This is a genomic window from Myxococcus sp. NMCA1 (assembly GCF_026810205.1).
GTDB classification, from domain to species: domain Bacteria; phylum Myxococcota; class Myxococcia; order Myxococcales; family Myxococcaceae; genus Myxococcus; species Myxococcus xanthus_A.
This window is the reverse complement of record NZ_CP113950.1, coordinates 870,689-887,209: the sequence shown is the minus strand read 5'-3', so window position 1 is coordinate 887,209 and position 16,521 is coordinate 870,689. Positions and strand designations below refer to the sequence as shown.

The following is a 16,521-nucleotide window of genomic DNA, read 5'->3' as shown; positions in this document are numbered from 1 at the left end:
TGAGCGTTCGTAACCCCTGGATTTCCCAGCGTCAACAGGGGAAACAAGGGGCTTCCGCCCCGAACGGCGGGATGCCGGAAAGGGACTCTTTTTTGAACGCTTGAGCGAGCCTTTTTCAGCCCTGCGGACGCAGGGGAGCGGCCAGGCGCTCTGCTTCGGCGCCTACCGGTCCTTCCGGGTCCCTTTCCTTCGCTTTTTCGAACGCCTCCAAGGCCCCTTCCCGGTCGCCCTTGAGCTTCAGGGCCACGCCCACGTTGAGGTGCGCGGAGGGCAAGTCACGGTCCATGGCCACGGCTTCCCGGAAGAGCACCAGCGCCTGGTCCACGTCTCCCGACAGCAGGGCCTCCTTGCCCGCCTGGACGCGCTTCTCCGCGTCATTCACGAGTTCTACCTGGAACACGCTGCCGCCCACCACGTTGGCGATGAGCACGCGCAGGATGCCGCCCCAGTAGAACGTGAGTCCCTCCGCGGCCACCACGGCGGCCAGCGGCAGGTCCGGAAGCAGCTGCTTGCCCCGGAACTTGAAACGCACCCGCGTGTAGCGGCCCTTGTTGGCCCAGTGGACCATCTCCCCCTGGAGCTTGCGCAGCCCTTCTTCCATGCGCTTGGGGTCGATTTCGAAGGGCAGCACCCGGCCCGCGGGCTCGCCGGACGGGAGCGCCTTGGGGCCCGGGCGTCCGGAGGTGGGCTCGTCGGCGAGGACGGGCTCGGCTTCCAGCACGGGGGGCCGAGGGGTTTCGACGGTGGGCTCAGACACCGGCGCGCTGGCGCGACGGGGCGCGGCGCTCGTCCTCGATGCGGCCTTCTTCGGGGCAGCGGCCTTCTTCGCCTTCGCCTTCGACGCGGCGGGCTTCTTCGCCTTCGACGGACGCTTCTGGGACGTGCTCTTGGCCATGGACACACCTTAAACGAGCCACGGCGACAACGCTTGCATGGTGCCGCCCGATGGTGGGCTTCGCACGGTTCTTCGCACGCACGCCACACGACTTCACGCCGCGCGCGTCCCTTCCCGCCAGGCGCTCGGGGATGATGACGTTCCTTCCCGAAAGGACTGCTCCCCGCATGACTCGCGTCCGGCACGCCCTGCTCTCCGCCCTGCTCCTCGCCGCCCCCATCGCCAGCGCCGCGCCCGCCGACCCCATCGCGTCCCAGGACGCCTGGCCCCGCATCCGCAAGGAGCGCATCCAGAAGCTGCTGCCCCAGGCCATGGCCCGCGCCAACGTGGACGCGTGGGTGGTCATCTGCCGGGAGAACGACAACGACCCGCTGGCCATCCACGTCGGCTGTGAGAACGCCGGAGGCACCGCCGCCTTCCTGTTCCTCAAGCAGGGCGCGGCCGTGCGCGGCGTGGCCCTGTCACCGGAAGGCGAGGCCACCGCGCTCCGCGACGTGGCGCCGCTCGACGAGGTGGTGCCGCTGCCACGCGGCACGAATCTCTACGCACAGGTGGCCTCGCGGCTGGCGGCGGCGAAGCCGAGGCGCATCGCCGTCAATTCGTCCACGTCGGTGACGGTGGCGGATGGCCTGTCCGCCACGCAGCGCGCCGCGCTGGAGAAGGCCCTGACGCCCGCGCTGCGCAAGAAGCTGGTGTCCTCCGAGGACCTCGTCTCCGAGTGGCTCTCCGTGAAGCTGCCCGAGGAGGTGGACATCCTCCGCAAGGCCGCCGCGCTGACGTCCCAGATGGAGGTGGAGGCCTACCGCGCGGTGGTGCCGGGCAAGACGCGCGACGTGGATGTGGCCCGCTTCCTCCGCAAGCGCATGGCGGAGCTGGGCGTGGGCGACGCCTGGGCGCCGGACCAGAATCCCAACGTCCAGAGCGGCCCCACGCGCGGGCACTCCCACGCCACCGAGCGCGTCATCCAGCCGGGTGACTTCATCCAGACGGACTTCGGCATCCGCGTGGGCGGCATGTGGGTGACGGACATCCAGCGCTTCGCCTACGTGCTGGCGCCGGGCGAGACGCAACCGCCCAAGGAGGCCCTGGAGAAGTGGGAGAAGGGCAAGAAGGGCAGCCGGATTGCATTGGCCACCCTGAAACCCGGCGTGCGCGGCTGGGACGTGGACAAGGCCCAGCGCGACTGGATGCGGGAAGCCGGCTCCGCGCCCGTCATGTGGGGAACGGGGCACCCGGTGGGCTACTGGGCGCATGACGTGGGCCCGGCGCTCTCCGGCGCGCAGCAGGGCAAGCCCGCGGCGGGCCAGGCGGCGCGAATCGTCCGGCCCGGGCAGGTCTTCGCCTTCGACGGGTTCTTCGCGTGGCCGGACGGCGGAGAGGGCGAGCAGCGCATCATCGCCGTGGAGGAGATGGCCGTCGTCACCGAGACGGGTGCGGAATACCTCATCCCACCCCAGGAGGATTTGGTGCTCATCCCCTCCCCGGGTCCATCCCGCCCCGTGCCGTGAGACATGTGTCACGTGACAATCTCGTGGGAGAAGCTTGAGTAGGATGCGCTGAACCGCTCCCGGAGAGGGCCCGATGCAGAACGTGCTGGTGATTGACGACGACGCCTTCGTGCTCTCGGTGGTGAGGGACATCCTCCAGAGCGCGGGCTACGAAGTCGTGACGGTGCAGTCACCCGCAGAGGCGTTCAACCTGGACCTGTCCAGCGTCTCCGCCATCCTCTGCGACTACAACATGCCGGACATGAACGGCTCCGACGTGCTCACGGTGATGCGTGAGCTGAAGGACTGCCGGGTGCCGTTCATCTTCCTCACTGGACACGAGGACCTGGATGACCTCGTGTCCGTGGCCATCCGCTACGGCGCGGAGCTGCTGCCCAAGCCCATCCAGCCCGTGGAGCTGGTGCGACTGCTGGTCAAACAGCTCGCCTCGGCGGCCTGAGCGCTACCCCAACACCGCCACCAACTGGCGGCACTGGGCCAGCAGCTCGCCCTCCTGGGTCCACAGCTGCTGGAAGTCCTCCGAGTAACCCTCCGCCGCCTGCCGTGAGCGCCCCGTACGCAGGAAGTAGGCGTCCTCGCGCAGGCCGGGCCGTGGCAGGTCGTGGAAGAAGTGCACCGTGAAGTCCACGCTCGCCGCCGCGTGGAAACCATCCACCCGCGAGAGCACCGACGGCGGATAGGCGTCCATCAGCCCCACGCACAGCGGCGCGTCCAGCACCAGCGAGTCCTTGGGACGAATCCACCCGCCCGTCTCCGCCACGTCCGCGCCGGAGTACGGCGCCGAGCCCACGCAGAAGCGGTACTCGAAGAAGCTGCAGAAGGTGGGCATGGGCACGTCATCCGGCACCGCGGGCACCTCGTGCGGCGGCGGGACGACGGGGCGCTTGACGTCGAAGTACTCCGTCACGCCACCGCGCGAGGTGCCGAACGTGGCGGTGGCCACGCACAGCACACCCGCGGCGCTCTCGATGCGCGCCGTCGCGTGCGTGACGAGCCGCCCCGTCCGTTCGATGCGCGTCTGGATTTCCGCCTCCCCCTCCACCGCGGGCGCGCAGAAGTGCACGGTGAGCGTGCGCACGGGACGGCCCGGCTGCTGGGCCTGCGCCAGGGTGTGCTCCAACGCGCGCAGCGTCGCCCCCGCGACGATGCCGCCATAGGCGCCCTTGCCCTGGTACCAGGGCGCGGTGAAGCGGATGCCGTAGCGGTTGGGAGAGAGCGGCTCGGGGGTGGTGGCGGCGAGGAAGGCAGCGGTCATGTCGCGCCGCAGCGTATCAACGCGGACCCGGTGTGTCCGGCCCGAGTCTCACGGGGCTCGCCGCCTCTTCAGGCGGGCAAGCGCCAGTCGATGGGCGGACGGCCGTGGGACTCCAGCGCCGCATTCACCGCGCTGAAGGGACGGCTGCCGAAGAAGCCATTGCTGGCCGACAGCGGCGAGGGGTGTGTGCCCTCGATGACGACGTGCCGCTTCGAATCGATGAGCTTCTTCTTCTTCTGCGCGTAGCGGCCCCACAGCAGGAACACCACCGGGTCGTCCTTGGCGCTCACCGCGCGGATGACGGCGTCCGTGAAGTCCTCCCAGCCGTGCCCCGCGTGGCTGTTGGGCTTCGCCTGCCGCACCGTCAGCACCGCGTTGAGCAGCAGCACGCCCTGCCGGGCCCACGGAATCAGAGAGCCGTCCTTCGGACGGGGCACGCCCACGTCGCTCTCCAGCTCCTTGAACATGTTCACCAGCGAGGGCGGCGGCGCCACCCCCGGCTTCACCGAGAAGGCCAGCCCATGCGCCTGTCCCGGCCCGTGGTAGGGGTCCTGGCCCAGCAGCAACACCCGCACGTCTTCATAGGGCGTGAGCCGGAAGGCGGAGAAGAGGTCCTCCTCCGACGGAAAGACGGTGGCCTCCCGCCGCTCCGCTTCGACGAAGCGCTCCAGCTCATGGAACGACGGCGACGCCAGCGCCGCGCGCAGTTCCTGCTTCCAGTCTTCCGGCAGCCCTTCCGCGAGCACGAACGCCTCCCATTCCAAACGGCGGCGGCATTGAAACACCGGGCCCCGGGAGCGCCCACTGCTTTCCGCCCGCCCGCGCTGGAAACCGCCGGTGGGCGGCCCCTGCCCCAGAAAGCAGCCGGGCAGGCGGGGCGGGTTCTTGGGCCCTGGGGCCAGAGCGCGCTAGCCTGGGTGGCGCCATGACGATGTACACCGAGTCACTCCGCGCGTTCCTCAAGCCCGTCCTGCCCTACATGGATGACGAGGCCGTGTCGGAAATCATGATCAACGGCCCGACCGACATCTGGATTGAGCGCAAGGGCCGGCTCACGAAAGTGGATGCATCGTTCACCGACGAAGGCCTGCTCGGCGCCGCGCGCAACATGGCGCAGTTCGTCGGCCGCATGCTCAACGAAGAGCGCCCCCGCCTGGACGCGCGCCTTCCGGATGGCAGCCGCATCCACGTGGTGATTCCGCCCATCGCGCGCAAGGGCACCACCATCTCCATCCGCAAGTTCTTCAAGGAGAAGCTGACGGTCCAATCCTTGATGAAGTTCGGGTCGCTCACGCCGCAGATGGCGCGCCTCATCGAAGCGGGCATCGCCACCAAGCTCAACATGCTGGTGGCCGGCGGCACGGGCTCCGGCAAGACGACGCTGCTCAACATCGTGTCGTCGCTCATCCCGGATGAGGAGCGCATCCTCACCATCGAGGACTCGGCCGAGCTCCAGCTCAATCAGTCCCACGTCGTGCCCTTCGAAAGCCGGCCGCCCGACAAGTTCGGCAAGGGCGCGGTGGACATGGGTGATTTGCTCCACTCCGCGCTGCGGCTGCGCCCCGACCGCATCGTCGTCGGTGAGGTGCGCGGCGGCGAGGCCTTCCACCTCATGCAGGCCATGAACACCGGCCACGGCGGCTCGCTGGCCACCACGCACGCCAACACGCCCACGGACACGCTGCGCCGCATCGAGTCGCTGTGCCTCATGTCCGGCGTGGACCTGCCCATGGTGGCCGTGCGCGCCCAGGTGGCCAGCGCCATCAACTTCATCATCTGCTGCGAGCGCCTCCACGACGGCAGCCGCAAGACGATTGCCCTGTCGGAGGTGCTGCCCCTCAATGAGAAGGGCGACTACCGCACCCAGGACATCTTCGTCTTCACGCCCGTCACCAAGGATGAGGACGACCACATCCTGGGCTACCACGCGCCCACCGGCATCATCCCCAACTTCGTCAGCAAGGCGCGCGCGTACGGCTTCCACGACCTGGACGAGTCCTTCTTCGACCCGGCCACCTACGGCCTGCCGCCGCCGCCCACCTTCCACGCGGGTGAGTCGTACACCGTGCGATGGGCCCCGTCGCTCAAGCACCGCGAGGAGGGGCGTCCGGACCCCGCCCACTTCAAGAAGGAGTGGGCCGACTTCGAGCAGCGCCTCAAGCAGGACGCCCGCGACGCGAAGGCCGGCAAGGCCGCCGCTCCGCCGCCTCCGCCGCCTCCTCCCGCGCCAGCCGTGCAGGTGCAGGTGCCCGCCAGTCACCCCACCCCGCCGCCCTCGGCGCGCGTCCGGCCGCCGGAGCCTCCGCCGGCCGTGAAGCCCGCGACGCCCGTGGCCCGGCCCGCAGCCGCCGCGCCGCCGCGCCCGCCGCCCGCCATGGACGACGACGCGACGCCGCCGCCCACGCGCAACCCCTTCGCGGAGGCCGCCGAGGAGACGCGCACCGCCATCCCCACCGAGGCCAAGGTCGAGGTCTCCGAGGACCTGCTCGCGGAGGATGACGGCCCCAGCACGGTGCCTCCGCGCCGGCCGCCGCCCTTCACCCCGCCTTCGCGGGCGCCCTCGCCCAACCTGGCCACCGGCGCACGCCCGGCCGTGGGCGCGCGCCGCCCCCCGCCGTCCCGCCCCGCGACGGAGTCCGATGAAGACGACGACGGCACCCAGGGCTCGAATGGCGGCTCCGAGAAGACCCAGATTCGCCCGGCCCCGTCGGAGCGGCCCCGGCGCTGAAGCCACGCCCGGCCCGGCGCGTCGGAAACGACCCCGGGCCGGTGGGGTGGCCTCCCACCACACGCGCTCCGCCCCGGTGGGTTTCACCCGAAGCACGAGCGGTGATTCCCGACCTTGCGAGGAGGTCCGGTCGGGGGGAAAGTGATTGGGTGTGGATCTCCCTCCTCGCCGCGCTCACCCTGGCCACCCAGGCGCCTGCCGCGGCTCCCCCGCCGCCCCTGTCCGTCCTGGTCGCACCGCCTGACGCGGCGGGAGCTCCCTCCCACGTCGTCGAGTTCGCCCAGGAGCACGTGGCCGAGCAGCTCCGGGCCCGTGGGCTGGTGGTGGTCCGTATCGAGGACATCACCCGCAAGCTGTCCGCGTCCAAGCGCCGCCCGTTGCTGCGCTGCAACCGAACGGCGCCCTCCTGCATCCGCTCGTTGGGCGCCGCGGGGAAGACGGAGCTCGTCCTGGTGACGGAGCTGGGCCAGTTGCTCAGCGGCTACCGCACGGGCGCGCGCATCTACACCGCCAACGACGGCGCGCTCGTCACCGAGCACCTCATCCCCGGCGTGAGCGAGGACCAGTTACTGGACTCGCTCACCCAATCAATCGACGCGGTGCTGCCCGTGGCGCAGACGGCCCTGCGCGGCCCGCCGCCGGCGCCGCCCCAAGCCGAGCCGCCCCCGCCGCCCGTGGCCGTGGTGGAGGCGAAGCCGCTGGCCCTGGAGCTGGAGCCCGAGCCCATCCGCCCGCTGCGCCGCTGGGCGTGGCTGCCCGCTGCGGGCGGTGTCGCCCTGGCCGGCGTGGGCACCGTGTTCTACCTGCAGGCGGGCGACAAGTACTCGCGGCTCGACAAGGACGGCACGCCGGACGCTCCGCTGGACAACGCGGATGGACTCGCGTCGTCGGGCCGCCGGGCGCAGACGCTGAGTCGGGTGGCCTTTGGACTGGGCGCCGCGGGGCTCGTGGCGGGCGCGGTGATGTTCCTGCTGCCCGGTGAGCTGCCCGCGAAGGTACAGCCCTCCGCCGCCGTGGTCCCCGGTGGGGGCATGGTGGGCCTGTCCGGGACGTTGCCTTGAATTCGAGGAGAGTCATGCGGAAGACCAGGATGCTCGGCGCCACGGGCACGGCGCTCGTGGCGGCGCTCGGTGCGGGCGCGTGCTACGACTTCGACGGTGCGCGGCAGCGCTGCAGCGACGAGGGACGCTGTGAGCCCAACGTCGCCGCATGTACCCCCGCCCCCGGCGAGGACCTTCCCGACGACGCCTTCGCCGATACCGACTGTGACGGCGTGGATGGCCAGGCGGACGCGGGGCTCTTCATCGACCCCATGGACGGGGATGACGACGCGGGCGTGGGCACCCGGCAGGCGCCGCTGCGCACCGTGGGCCGCGCGCTGACGATGCTGCGCGAACTGGACGGCGGCCCGCGCCACCTGTTCCTCGCGGGCGGCGCCTACGACGAGGCGGGCCTGGTGCTGGACGTCCCCGTCTCGCTGCACGGCGGCTATGCCGGACGCAGTGGCGGTTGGCGCCGCGCCGCGAACCGCGTGGCCATGTTCGACGCCGGCACGCTGGGGTTGACGGTGCGGGGACTCCAGGACGCGGGTGTGCTGATGGAGTACGTGCAGGTCAGCGCCGCCACCGCGACCGGCCCCGGTGAGCCCTCCATCGCCGTGCGCATGGTGGACTCCTCCGGGGTCCGTCTGCGTCACGTCACCCTGGCCGCGGGCGCGGGGGGCCAGGGAGCTCCCGGCGAGGCGGGGGACGCGGGCCTGGGCGGCCCCGACGGAGGCGAAGGGCAGAGCGGAGGCGACGGCAACTCCGATACGGGCATGGGCGGGACGCCTGTCTCCATCACCTGCCCGGATGGCATCGCGCCCACGGGCGGCTTGGGTGTGATTGGCAGCGGCAACGGCTCTCCTGGACGGGATGGCGGCACGGGCGGGCCCGGCGAGACGGGCGGCGCGGGCGGCGCGGGCGGTGATGCACCGGACGCCGCGTGCTCCGGGCGTGAGTGCGTCTGCAACCCCTCCTCGGGCGAGCAAGGCCAGGGCGGCACGGAAGGAGGCCCCGGCGCACCGGGTGGCGGCGGCGCGGGCATGGGCGTGCTGCGCGACGGGACATGGACCGCCGAACAGCAAGGCGAGCCCGGCGGCGGCGGCACGACGGGCTCCGGCGGTGGCGGCGGCGGGTCTGGTGGAAGCTGCAGAATCGACAACGTGAGCGTCGCTGGCGGCGGTGGCAGTGGCGCGGGCGGAACGGGCGGCTGTGGTGGTGCGGGCGGCGGCGGCGGTGGCGGTGGCGGCGCGTCCATCTCCCTGCTGCTCATCGGTTCCCAGGCGGCCATGGAGGAAGGCAGCGTGTTGCGCACGCTCGGTGGAGGCCCGGGTGGCGAGGGTGGCGAAGGCGGTACCGGAGGCCCCGGAGGCGAAGGCGGGCACGGCGGCAACGGCGGCCATGTCGTGCGGGACGGAGGCGTCGTCGACGGAGGCGTCATCATCCACCGGACGACCGGCGGCGCGGGCGGCGCGGGCGGTCCCGGCGGCGGGGGTGGCGGTGGGGGTGGCGGGGGTGGCGGGGGTGGCGGGCCCTCGGTGGGTGTGTGGTGTGGCCCGGGCGCGACGGTCCGCTACACGGATGGCGGCGTCACCTTCCAGGTCGGTCCGGGCGGTCGGGGCGGCTCCGGCCCCGGGCTCGAAGGAAGCGCGGGCGAGCAACTGCCGGAATTCGACTGCGTCAGTGCCAACCCGTAGCGTCCGCTGTCCGACGTTGGGGTGCCTGCCCGGAGGGCGCTTGCGTGCTGCGCCTGACCGCCGGCCAGGCACTCCGGACCGGAGCACATCGCCCCACCCGGGTCCTCCTGCTACGCTGCTTCCCGGTTTGAGATGGCTTCCGAGTTGATCTGCGATACCTGCGGCCTGGCCGTACCTGCCGACACCACCGTGTGCCCACGCGATGGGACGGTGGTGCTGTCGTCGTTCGACGTGCCCCCGCGCGAGGAGCCGAACGTGGTGGTGCAGGCCTCAGAGCCTCCCCCGCCCGCAGCCGTGCAGAGGGACCCGCTCATCGGATTGAAGCTGGGCGAGTACGAGCTGCGCTCGCGCATCGGCGTGGGCGGAATGGGGCTGGTGTACGAAGGCATCCAGCCGCTCATCGGCAAGCGCGTGGCGGTGAAGGTGCTGCGCCCGGAGCTGGCTCACTCCACCGAGCAGGTGGAGCGGCTGCTGGCGGAGGCCCGCGCCGTCAACGCCATCCGTCACCGGGGCATCATCGACATCTTCGGCTTCGGCCAGGTGCCGGACGGCCGGCAGTACATCGTCATGGAGTACCTGGAGGGCCAGGCGCTCGACGCGGTGCTGACGGAGAAGAACCGGCTGCCGGTGCAGGAGGCGCTGGCGCTGCTCGACGAGGTGCTGGCCGCGCTGGCCGCCGCGCACGGCGCGGGCGTGGTGCACCGCGACCTCAAGCCGAGCAACATCTTCCTGGTGCAGCAGCCGGACGGCTCGCGCTACGTGAAGGTGCTGGACTTCGGGCTCGCCAAGCGAGGCCAGGGCCCCACCGGCCGCACCGCGCAGACGCGCACGGACATGGTGGTGGGCACGCCGGAGTACATGGCGCCGGAGCAGGCGCGCGGCCAGGAAGTGGGTCCGATGACGGACCTCTACGCCCTGGGCGTCGTCACCTTCGAAATCGTCACCGGCCGCCTGCCCTTCGTGGGCAGCTCGCCGGTGGACCTGCTGATGAAGCACGTGGAGGCGCGGCCGCCTCGCCCGTCGGAGTTCGTCTCCGATTTGCCGCCCGCGCTGGACGCCTTCATCTTGCAGATGCTCACCAAGGACCCGGAGACGCGCCCCAACTCCGCGGACGCGCTGCGGCAGCAACTCCACAAGCTGCGCCGCACCCTGCGGGCCTCCACGCGCTCCAATCCCAGCGCGCTCGCGCCCGGCTTCGAGAAGTCCGCCGCGGCGGCGGAAGCGGACGCGCGCCGTCCCACCACGCCGGTGCCGGTGCCCCCGGAGCTGAACACCGAGCTGACCTCGCAGGAGCTGCGCGCCGCGGGCGTCCGAGGCCCGCTGCGCAAGCACCTGCCGCTGGTGGGTGCCGTGAGCTTCGCCGTGCTGCTGCTCGCGGGCGCCGCCGCGGTCGTCATCCGCGGCGCGAAGGCCCCCGCGCTCGTGCCGCCGTCCATCACGCCGCAGCAAGCCGCGGCGCCGGAGCAGGCCGCTGCGGTCACCCCGCCTCCCGCCGAGCCAGAGCAGGCGCCCGTGGAGGAAGTGCCGCTTCAGCCCCTGGTCGCCGCCGCCGTCGCGCCGGCTCCGCCGGACGGTGTGGAGCGTCCGCCGCCGGCCCCGCGCGCCGAGGACACCCGCGTCGCGCCGCCCCGGCCCCTGAAGGCCTCCGCCCCCACGCTGGAGGACATCCTCCAGAGCATCGACCGGCTGGAGCGCCGGGTGGACCGGCTGGAGACGAGCGGGAAGATTGACGCCCCCAAGGCCAACGCCGCGCGCAACCTCCTGGCGAAGTACCGCGACGACGCGCGGGCCGACACCAGCGCCCACGCCCGCATCGACCTGCTCAAGAAGGTGACGGGCGTGGCGGGGATGATTCGCTGACCCGCGCCTGACTCAGCGCGCGCAGGTCAGCGGCTGGGCCATGGCGTTGCGCGCGCGGTCCTCGCTCACCAGCCGCCACGCCGCCAGGTCCTCCAACAGCCGGTTGCGGTCCTGCCGGAGCACCGTGGGGTTCTTGCAAATCTTGATGCCGTAGTAGTCGGAGTACGGCGGCAGGGCCAGCTGCAGCTCGGCGAGCTCCTCCAGCTTCAACTCGCTCAGCTCTCGGCCGAAGAGCGCCAGGGCCGCGTCCTCCACGCCGACGATGCCGCGCTCGAAGTAGATGATGGACAGGTCGTACGCGATGAGTTGGTCCTTCTGCATGAAGGTGTGGATGCGGTGCGCGGCCACCGACCTCTCACGCGTGCCCTCGATGCCCAGCGCGGCGGCGATGCGCATGGCCAGGACGCGCTCACAGGCCCCGTCTCCCGGCGGCGACGTGCCCACGGTGGCGCCCAGGAACAGACGCCAGGCCCACGCGGGCCCATCTTCTCGCGGCGTCTGGAAGTACCGGGGGCACTCCAGGTGGCGGATGTAGAGGGCCACCAGGTCCTTGGGCAGCTTGGAGAAGTCCGGCCGCACGAAGGTGATGGGACGCGGGTTGCGCTGGGACTGCCCCGCCCGAAGGCTCATCCGCTCGCCTTCGATGCTGTGCTTGAGCTGCTTCTCCACGTCGAATTCGCTCTCCAGCGGCGGCAGCTTGCTCGCCGTGTAGAGGTACGTCAGCGGAATCACCACGCCGGCCAGGCCCAGCATGAACAAGATTGTCCAGAGCAGACTCTTCACCCCCTCAGGCTACCAGGGGCAGCACGCGTCAGGCGCGTAGGTTAAAACCCCGACATGCCCGACTGGCACCCGGCCACCGTCACCGACAGTGCACCCGCCGCAGATGGCCTCACCGATTTGGTGCTGGACGTCCAGGGCACGCCCCTGGCCGGAACCCACGAGAGGCCGGGCCAATACGTCCACCTGCGCCTGCCTGGTGTGGGACAAGGGCTTTTTGCCATCGCCTCTCCGCCCGGCCGCCCGGGAACGCAGTGGGAGTTCCTCCTCAAGGTGGGCAGCCCGCTGCCAGACGCCCTCATCCACCTGCCCCGGGGCGCCCACGTCGACGTGTCACGGCCGGAAGGACGGGGCTTCCCGCTAGAGCGCGCCCGAGGCCAGGACGTGCTCCTGTTCGCCACCGGCTCCGGCATCTCCGCCATCCGCTCCGTCATCACCAGCATCCAGTTGGAGCGCGGCGCCTACGGCCAGGTGACGCTCTACTTCGGCGCGCGCACACCGGGCGCCTTCGCCTACGTGGACGAGCTCCACGAGTGGGAAGCGGGAGGGGTGCGTGTGGTGCGTACCGTCAGCCAGCCCGGCGCCAGCGGCTGGCAGGGCCTCACCGGCTATGTGCAGGCCCACCTGGTTGAAGGGCCCGTGCAATCCGCGGTGGCCTTCCTCTGCGGACAGAAGGAGATGGTGCGGGGCGTGATGACGACGCTCCAGGCCCGCGGCATGCCCGCGGGCGACATCCACCTCAACTTCTGAGCGACGGACGCACCGGCCGTGCCCGGCCGCCCACGTCCAGCAGCACCGCTTCCGACTCGCGGCTTCCGTCTCGGCTGGAACTACTGAGTGGCGGACGCGCCGGCAGCGCCTGGCCCCTGCACGGTGGGCGACTCATACCCCACGTCCAGCAGCACCGCCGCCGGGTCGCTGTCCCCGTCGCGGCTCGCCACCTGGGGCGTCCACGCGGCCACGCCCAGCCAGCGCCCATCCGGACTGAAGCGCACGCGCCGCACGGACCAGTCGAAGCGATGCTCGCCGCGAGCGCTCACGTCGCCTTCGGTGAACAGGTACACGCGCTTGTCCCAGCCCCCGCTGGCCAGCGAACGTCCGTCCGGGGAGATGGCCGCCGTGGCCACCACGCCCCGGTGCACCGGCCACTTCGCCAGCACCTGGCCGGACTGCGCGTCCACCAGCGCGCCCGCGTTGAAGGGGCCCTGCGGCTCCTCCACACCCTTGCGCTCGCGCTCATACACGCTGCGGTCGCGCTCCGGCTTCTGCTCCGACAGCCCCACGCCCAGCCGCTGGCCGCGCGCGTCCACGGTGACGTCGCTCACGTAGGCCGGGAAGGGAAACTCCGAGCGCCGCGCGAGCACCAGCGCGTCCACCGTCACCGCGCCCTCGGGCGGGCCGCCCTTCAGCGACAGCACGGCCTCCTGCGTGACTTCGTCGAAGGCCACCTCCACCCGCTCGGAGAAGGGCGCGCCCAGCACGCCCTGGGTGCCCTGCGGCACGCACGCGTCGCAGATGGCGACGTCCACGCCCTCCACCCGCATGGACTTGAAGCGCAGGGACTGGGCCGGCGCCAGCCGCGCGGCGATGGTGCCCAGCGGCCCCGGCACGTTGACCGTCGCCTTCAGGAAAGGCACGTCGATGCCCGCCGCGGCGGCCGCCTCGCTGGTGAGCACCAGCGCGGGCGCACGCGCATCCAGCGCGAAGGACAGCGGCGCCTTGTCATTCACCGTACCGCCCAGCACCACGGAACCGGCGCGCCGCTCGAAGCGCATGCGCGCCTGCCCCGGCCGCAGCCCCTCCACGGAGGTGCGCCAGGCCCGCACGTGTTTGTCCCAACCCCCCGAATACAGCGTCCCGTCCGGCGCGAAGGCCAGCGCCGTCACCGGCCCCATGTGTCCGCGCTCCTCGGAGCCGTACTCCAGCGCGGGCGCCGACAGCACCGTCATCAGCCCCTTGTAGCTGCCCACCACCAGCCACTGCCCTTCCGGGTGGAAGGCCACCACGGACAGCGGCTCCTCGGTGCGGCGCTCCGCCACGAGCGCGCCGGTGGCCGCGTCGAAGAGGCGCACCACGCTGTCCTTGCCCGCGGTGGCCACGCGCGTGCCGTCCGGGGAGAAGGCCACGCCCTCCACGTCGAACTCGTAGGGGTTGATGGCCGGGTCCGCGAGCATCGTCGGCTCGGCGGAGCCCAGCTCCCAGACGGAGAGGAAGTAGGACTTGCTGCCCAGGCGCGAGTACGCCACCCGGGCGCCCCGGGGCGCGAAGGCCAGGCCCCAGATGAAGTCCTTGTTGTTGAGGACGGCCTTGCGCCCAAGGCCCGCGGCGCTGCCTGACACCCAGGTGCCCGGCTCCGACTCCAGCCGGGCGCTCAGCTCCGGGGACACCCGAGGAGGCGCGTGTGCACAGCCATCACCGCCCACCGCCACCATCCCGCCCGTCAGCAGTGCGAACGCCCCCCTCGCGAACTTCATGTCCCTGAGCCTCCTGACGCCGAGGCGGCGTTCTGCCGCTCCTTCTCGACGTTGATTTCCGTGACGCCCTTGTTGTCGATGGACAACAGGAACAGCTGCTTCACCGCCTCGCGCTTCTCGTTGAAGGACGTGCGCCCGGTGGCCCCGTCGAAGTCCTTCAGGTTGGCCATCGCGTCACGCATCTGCGCGCGAGTGCGCGGTGCATCCTTCTGCTCCATGAGCTGCCGCAACATCCGACCGGAGTCGTAGCCAATGGCCTCCAGCAGACCTGGGTCCCGCCCTGTCTCCGCCCGGTAGGCCTCGCGGTACTGCTGCACGAAGCGGCGCGTGGCCGGACGCTGCGAGTCCACGAAGAAGCCGTCCACGTACACCGAGCAGGTGACGAACTTGCCGCCGCGCTCCACCAGCTCCGGCAGCCCCGAGCGGCCCTTGGGGCTGCTCCACTGGTTGGCGCCGAAGAGCGTCACCGTCTTCAGCTCCTTCTTGCCCGTCGTCTTGCGGATGCGCTCCAAATCACGCGGGTCACACGCGTTGGTGACGATGTCCTCCACCGCCAGCGCGGGCGCCACCAGGCTGACGCGGCGCCAGTCGTCCGGCATGAAGATGGCGTCGAAGTCGATGATGGGCTCCACGCCGCTCTTCACCTTCTCCATCGCCTTGCGGCGGCGGAAGGCGTCCAGGTTCTCCCCCTGCACGTCGCGCACGCCCTCGATGTAGTCGCCGCGGTCATCCAGGTAGTAGCGGCCCACCAGCTTCTTGGCCTCGGTGGTGAAGGTCGTCTGGTCGTGCGAGTAGCGCTCCGCCCCGCGCACGCCGCCGCCCCGCGCCACCACCTGGTCCCAGAAGGCATCCGCCAGCTCCACGCCGTAGGGGATGTTCGGGTACAGCAGCGCGAAGCGCTTGTAGCCCTTCACGTTCATCGCGTAGTCGGCGATGGCCTCCGCCTGCGCCGCGTTGGTGAGCATGTTGCGGAAGACGTAGCTGCCCAGTTCGGTGATGCCGTCCTGCCGGCTCATGGTCAGCAGCGGCACCTGGAGCTCCTCGGCCACCAGCGCCGCGCGCTTCGAGTCGTCCGCCAGCAGGGGCCCCAGCACGGCGATGGCACCGTCGTCGAAGGCCAGCTGCTCCATGGCCTGACCCGTCTTGTTGACGTCGCCCTGCGTGTCCTTCACCACCAGCTCCACGCCGCTGCCTTCCAGCCCCAGTTGGAGGCCGCGCAGCACCGCCTCGCCAATGGGCTGGTAGCGGCCCGTCATGGGCAGCAGCACGCCCACCGTGCGCGGGCGGGCCTCCACCCGGCGCGTGGCGCGGGCCAGCAGCTCGCGGGCCTGCGGCGCGAAGGCGTGGCCGGGCGCCTGGGCGAGGAAACGGTTCAGCGTCTCCTCCAGCCGCGTCCAGTCACGCAGGTGGTAGTAGACGCGCGCCAGCTTGAAGGTGATGACGGGCCACGCCGGGTTGGACGGCGACAGGCCCTCCGCCACGCGGGCGATGTCCACGAAGCCCGCGCGCCCCTCCACCAGCGCCTCCACCTTGGCCACCGCGGCGGCCTGCGCCTGAGCGCCCTGGGCCTGGCCCGCCTCGTCCACCGCCATCTGCAGCGCCTGCCCGTAGAGGCCTGCGCCCGCCGCGGCGCGAGCGGCCTCGTTGAGCAGTTGGGTGCGCTCGGCGCCACTGGCGCGCTCGGCGAGGCTGGAGAGCGTCTGGTACGCGTCGCGGTAGGCGCCCACCTCCATCGCGGAGATGGCCAGCTTGTGCTTGGCGTCATCCGCCTGCGAGTAGAGCGGGTTCTCGAAGAGCAGCTCGTTGAAGCTCTTGCGCGCGTTGACGAAGTCCTTGGACTCGAAGAAGAGGACGCCGGCCTGGTACAGCGCGTCCTGACCCGAAGTGGTGGCGGGATACGCCTTGCGCACCGACAGGTAGGCCTCCGCGGCCTTCTTCTTGTCCGGGGTGGCGCGGGCCGTCTGGGACGCCTGCGCCAGCGCCGCGTCGGCGGCGGGGTCCTTCTTCGCCTCCACCGAAGGACGCTTGGGGAACGGGTCTCCCGAAGGCAGGTCCCCGCCGGTGTCACCTCCAGAGGGCGTGCGGGTGGACCGGGGGCAGGCCGTCAGCAGCAGGGCCAGGGCGATGACGAGCGAGCGGCGCAGGGTGGGCAGGACATCCATGGCAGGGGCGTGCATAGCAGTGGGGTGCGCCCCCGTCGACACCCGAGCGGGGGGAAGATTCCACTGCCAGAGTCCGCTGTTCTGCAGTGCCCGTGCCCACGGCGGCCTGCCGCGCCGCGGCG

At 71.5% G+C, this 16,521-nt stretch carries 13 protein-coding genes; 7 read left to right on the top strand and 6 right to left on the bottom strand.

Translation table 11 applies throughout. From position 1 onward, the window contains the following. Nucleotides 1–115: 115 nt before the first annotated feature. Nucleotides 116–895, bottom strand: a complete 780-nt coding sequence (locus OZ403_RS03910; RefSeq protein ID WP_140787386.1) for a tetratricopeptide repeat protein — start codon at nucleotides 893–895, stop codon at nucleotides 116–118. A gap of 167 nt (nucleotides 896–1,062) precedes the next feature. On the opposite strand from OZ403_RS03910, the gene OZ403_RS03905 reads away from it, so the two are divergent. Next, on the top strand, nucleotides 1,063–2,403 hold the full coding sequence (locus OZ403_RS03905; protein WP_174259188.1) for a M24 family metallopeptidase: 1,341 nt from the start codon (nucleotides 1,063–1,065) through the stop codon (nucleotides 2,401–2,403). A 73-nt stretch (nucleotides 2,404–2,476) separates the two neighbouring features. Beyond that, entirely contained in the window at nucleotides 2,477–2,842 is a 366-nt protein-coding gene (locus OZ403_RS03900; protein WP_140787381.1) for a response regulator, read from the top strand. 3 nt (nucleotides 2,843–2,845) lie between these two features. Here OZ403_RS03900 and OZ403_RS03895 read toward each other — a convergent pair whose 3' ends face one another. Next, entirely contained in the window at nucleotides 2,846–3,658 is an 813-nt protein-coding gene (locus OZ403_RS03895; protein WP_140797196.1) for an acyl-CoA thioesterase, read from the bottom strand. A gap of 68 nt (nucleotides 3,659–3,726) precedes the next feature. After that, nucleotides 3,727–4,404, bottom strand: coding sequence for a uracil-DNA glycosylase (gene ung, locus OZ403_RS03890; RefSeq protein WP_140853017.1), 678 nt, complete (start codon nucleotides 4,402–4,404; stop codon nucleotides 3,727–3,729). Between the two features lie 179 nt (nucleotides 4,405–4,583). On the opposite strand from ung, the gene OZ403_RS03885 reads away from it, so the two are divergent. From OZ403_RS03885 to OZ403_RS03870, 4 genes are all read left to right on the top strand, one after another. After that, the gene (locus tag OZ403_RS03885) at nucleotides 4,584–6,386 is read left to right on the top strand and encodes a CpaF family protein (protein WP_268783498.1); all 1,803 of its coding nucleotides are present in this window, start codon (nucleotides 4,584–4,586) and stop codon (nucleotides 6,384–6,386) included. 41 nt (nucleotides 6,387–6,427) lie between these two features. Then, entirely contained in the window at nucleotides 6,428–7,447 is a 1,020-nt protein-coding gene (locus OZ403_RS03880; RefSeq protein WP_140787352.1) for a hypothetical protein, read from the top strand. A 14-nt stretch (nucleotides 7,448–7,461) separates the two neighbouring features. Then, nucleotides 7,462–9,123, top strand: coding sequence for a DUF1565 domain-containing protein (locus OZ403_RS03875; RefSeq protein WP_237078027.1), 1,662 nt, complete (start codon nucleotides 7,462–7,464; stop codon nucleotides 9,121–9,123). Nucleotides 9,124–9,255: 132 nt separating this feature from the next. Next, nucleotides 9,256–10,983, top strand: coding sequence for a serine/threonine-protein kinase (locus tag OZ403_RS03870; protein ID WP_174259187.1), 1,728 nt, complete (start codon nucleotides 9,256–9,258; stop codon nucleotides 10,981–10,983). Nucleotides 10,984–10,995: 12 nt separating this feature from the next. On the opposite strand, the gene OZ403_RS03865 is transcribed toward OZ403_RS03870, so the two are convergent. Beyond that, the gene (locus OZ403_RS03865) at nucleotides 10,996–11,736 is read right to left on the bottom strand and encodes a transglycosylase domain-containing protein (protein WP_237078026.1); all 741 of its coding nucleotides are present in this window, start codon (nucleotides 11,734–11,736) and stop codon (nucleotides 10,996–10,998) included. Between the two features lie 84 nt (nucleotides 11,737–11,820). Between OZ403_RS03865 and OZ403_RS03860 the strand changes: the two genes are divergently transcribed. Next, entirely contained in the window at nucleotides 11,821–12,513 is a 693-nt protein-coding gene (locus OZ403_RS03860) for an NAD-binding oxidoreductase (RefSeq protein ID WP_140787346.1), read from the top strand. 80 nt (nucleotides 12,514–12,593) lie between these two features. Here the strand turns inward: OZ403_RS03860 and OZ403_RS03855 are convergent, their stop codons facing one another. Both OZ403_RS03855 and OZ403_RS03850 read right to left on the bottom strand, forming a co-directional pair. Beyond that, nucleotides 12,594–14,237: a WD40 repeat domain-containing protein gene (locus tag OZ403_RS03855; protein ID WP_268783497.1), complete on the bottom strand. Its 1,644-nt coding sequence runs from the start codon at nucleotides 14,235–14,237 to the stop codon at nucleotides 12,594–12,596. Next, nucleotides 14,234–16,399: a penicillin-binding protein activator gene (locus OZ403_RS03850; protein WP_174258637.1), complete on the bottom strand. Its 2,166-nt coding sequence runs from the start codon at nucleotides 16,397–16,399 to the stop codon at nucleotides 14,234–14,236. Before OZ403_RS03850 ends, OZ403_RS03855 begins: the two co-directional genes overlap by 4 nt. Between the last annotated feature and the right edge of the window lie 122 nt (nucleotides 16,400–16,521).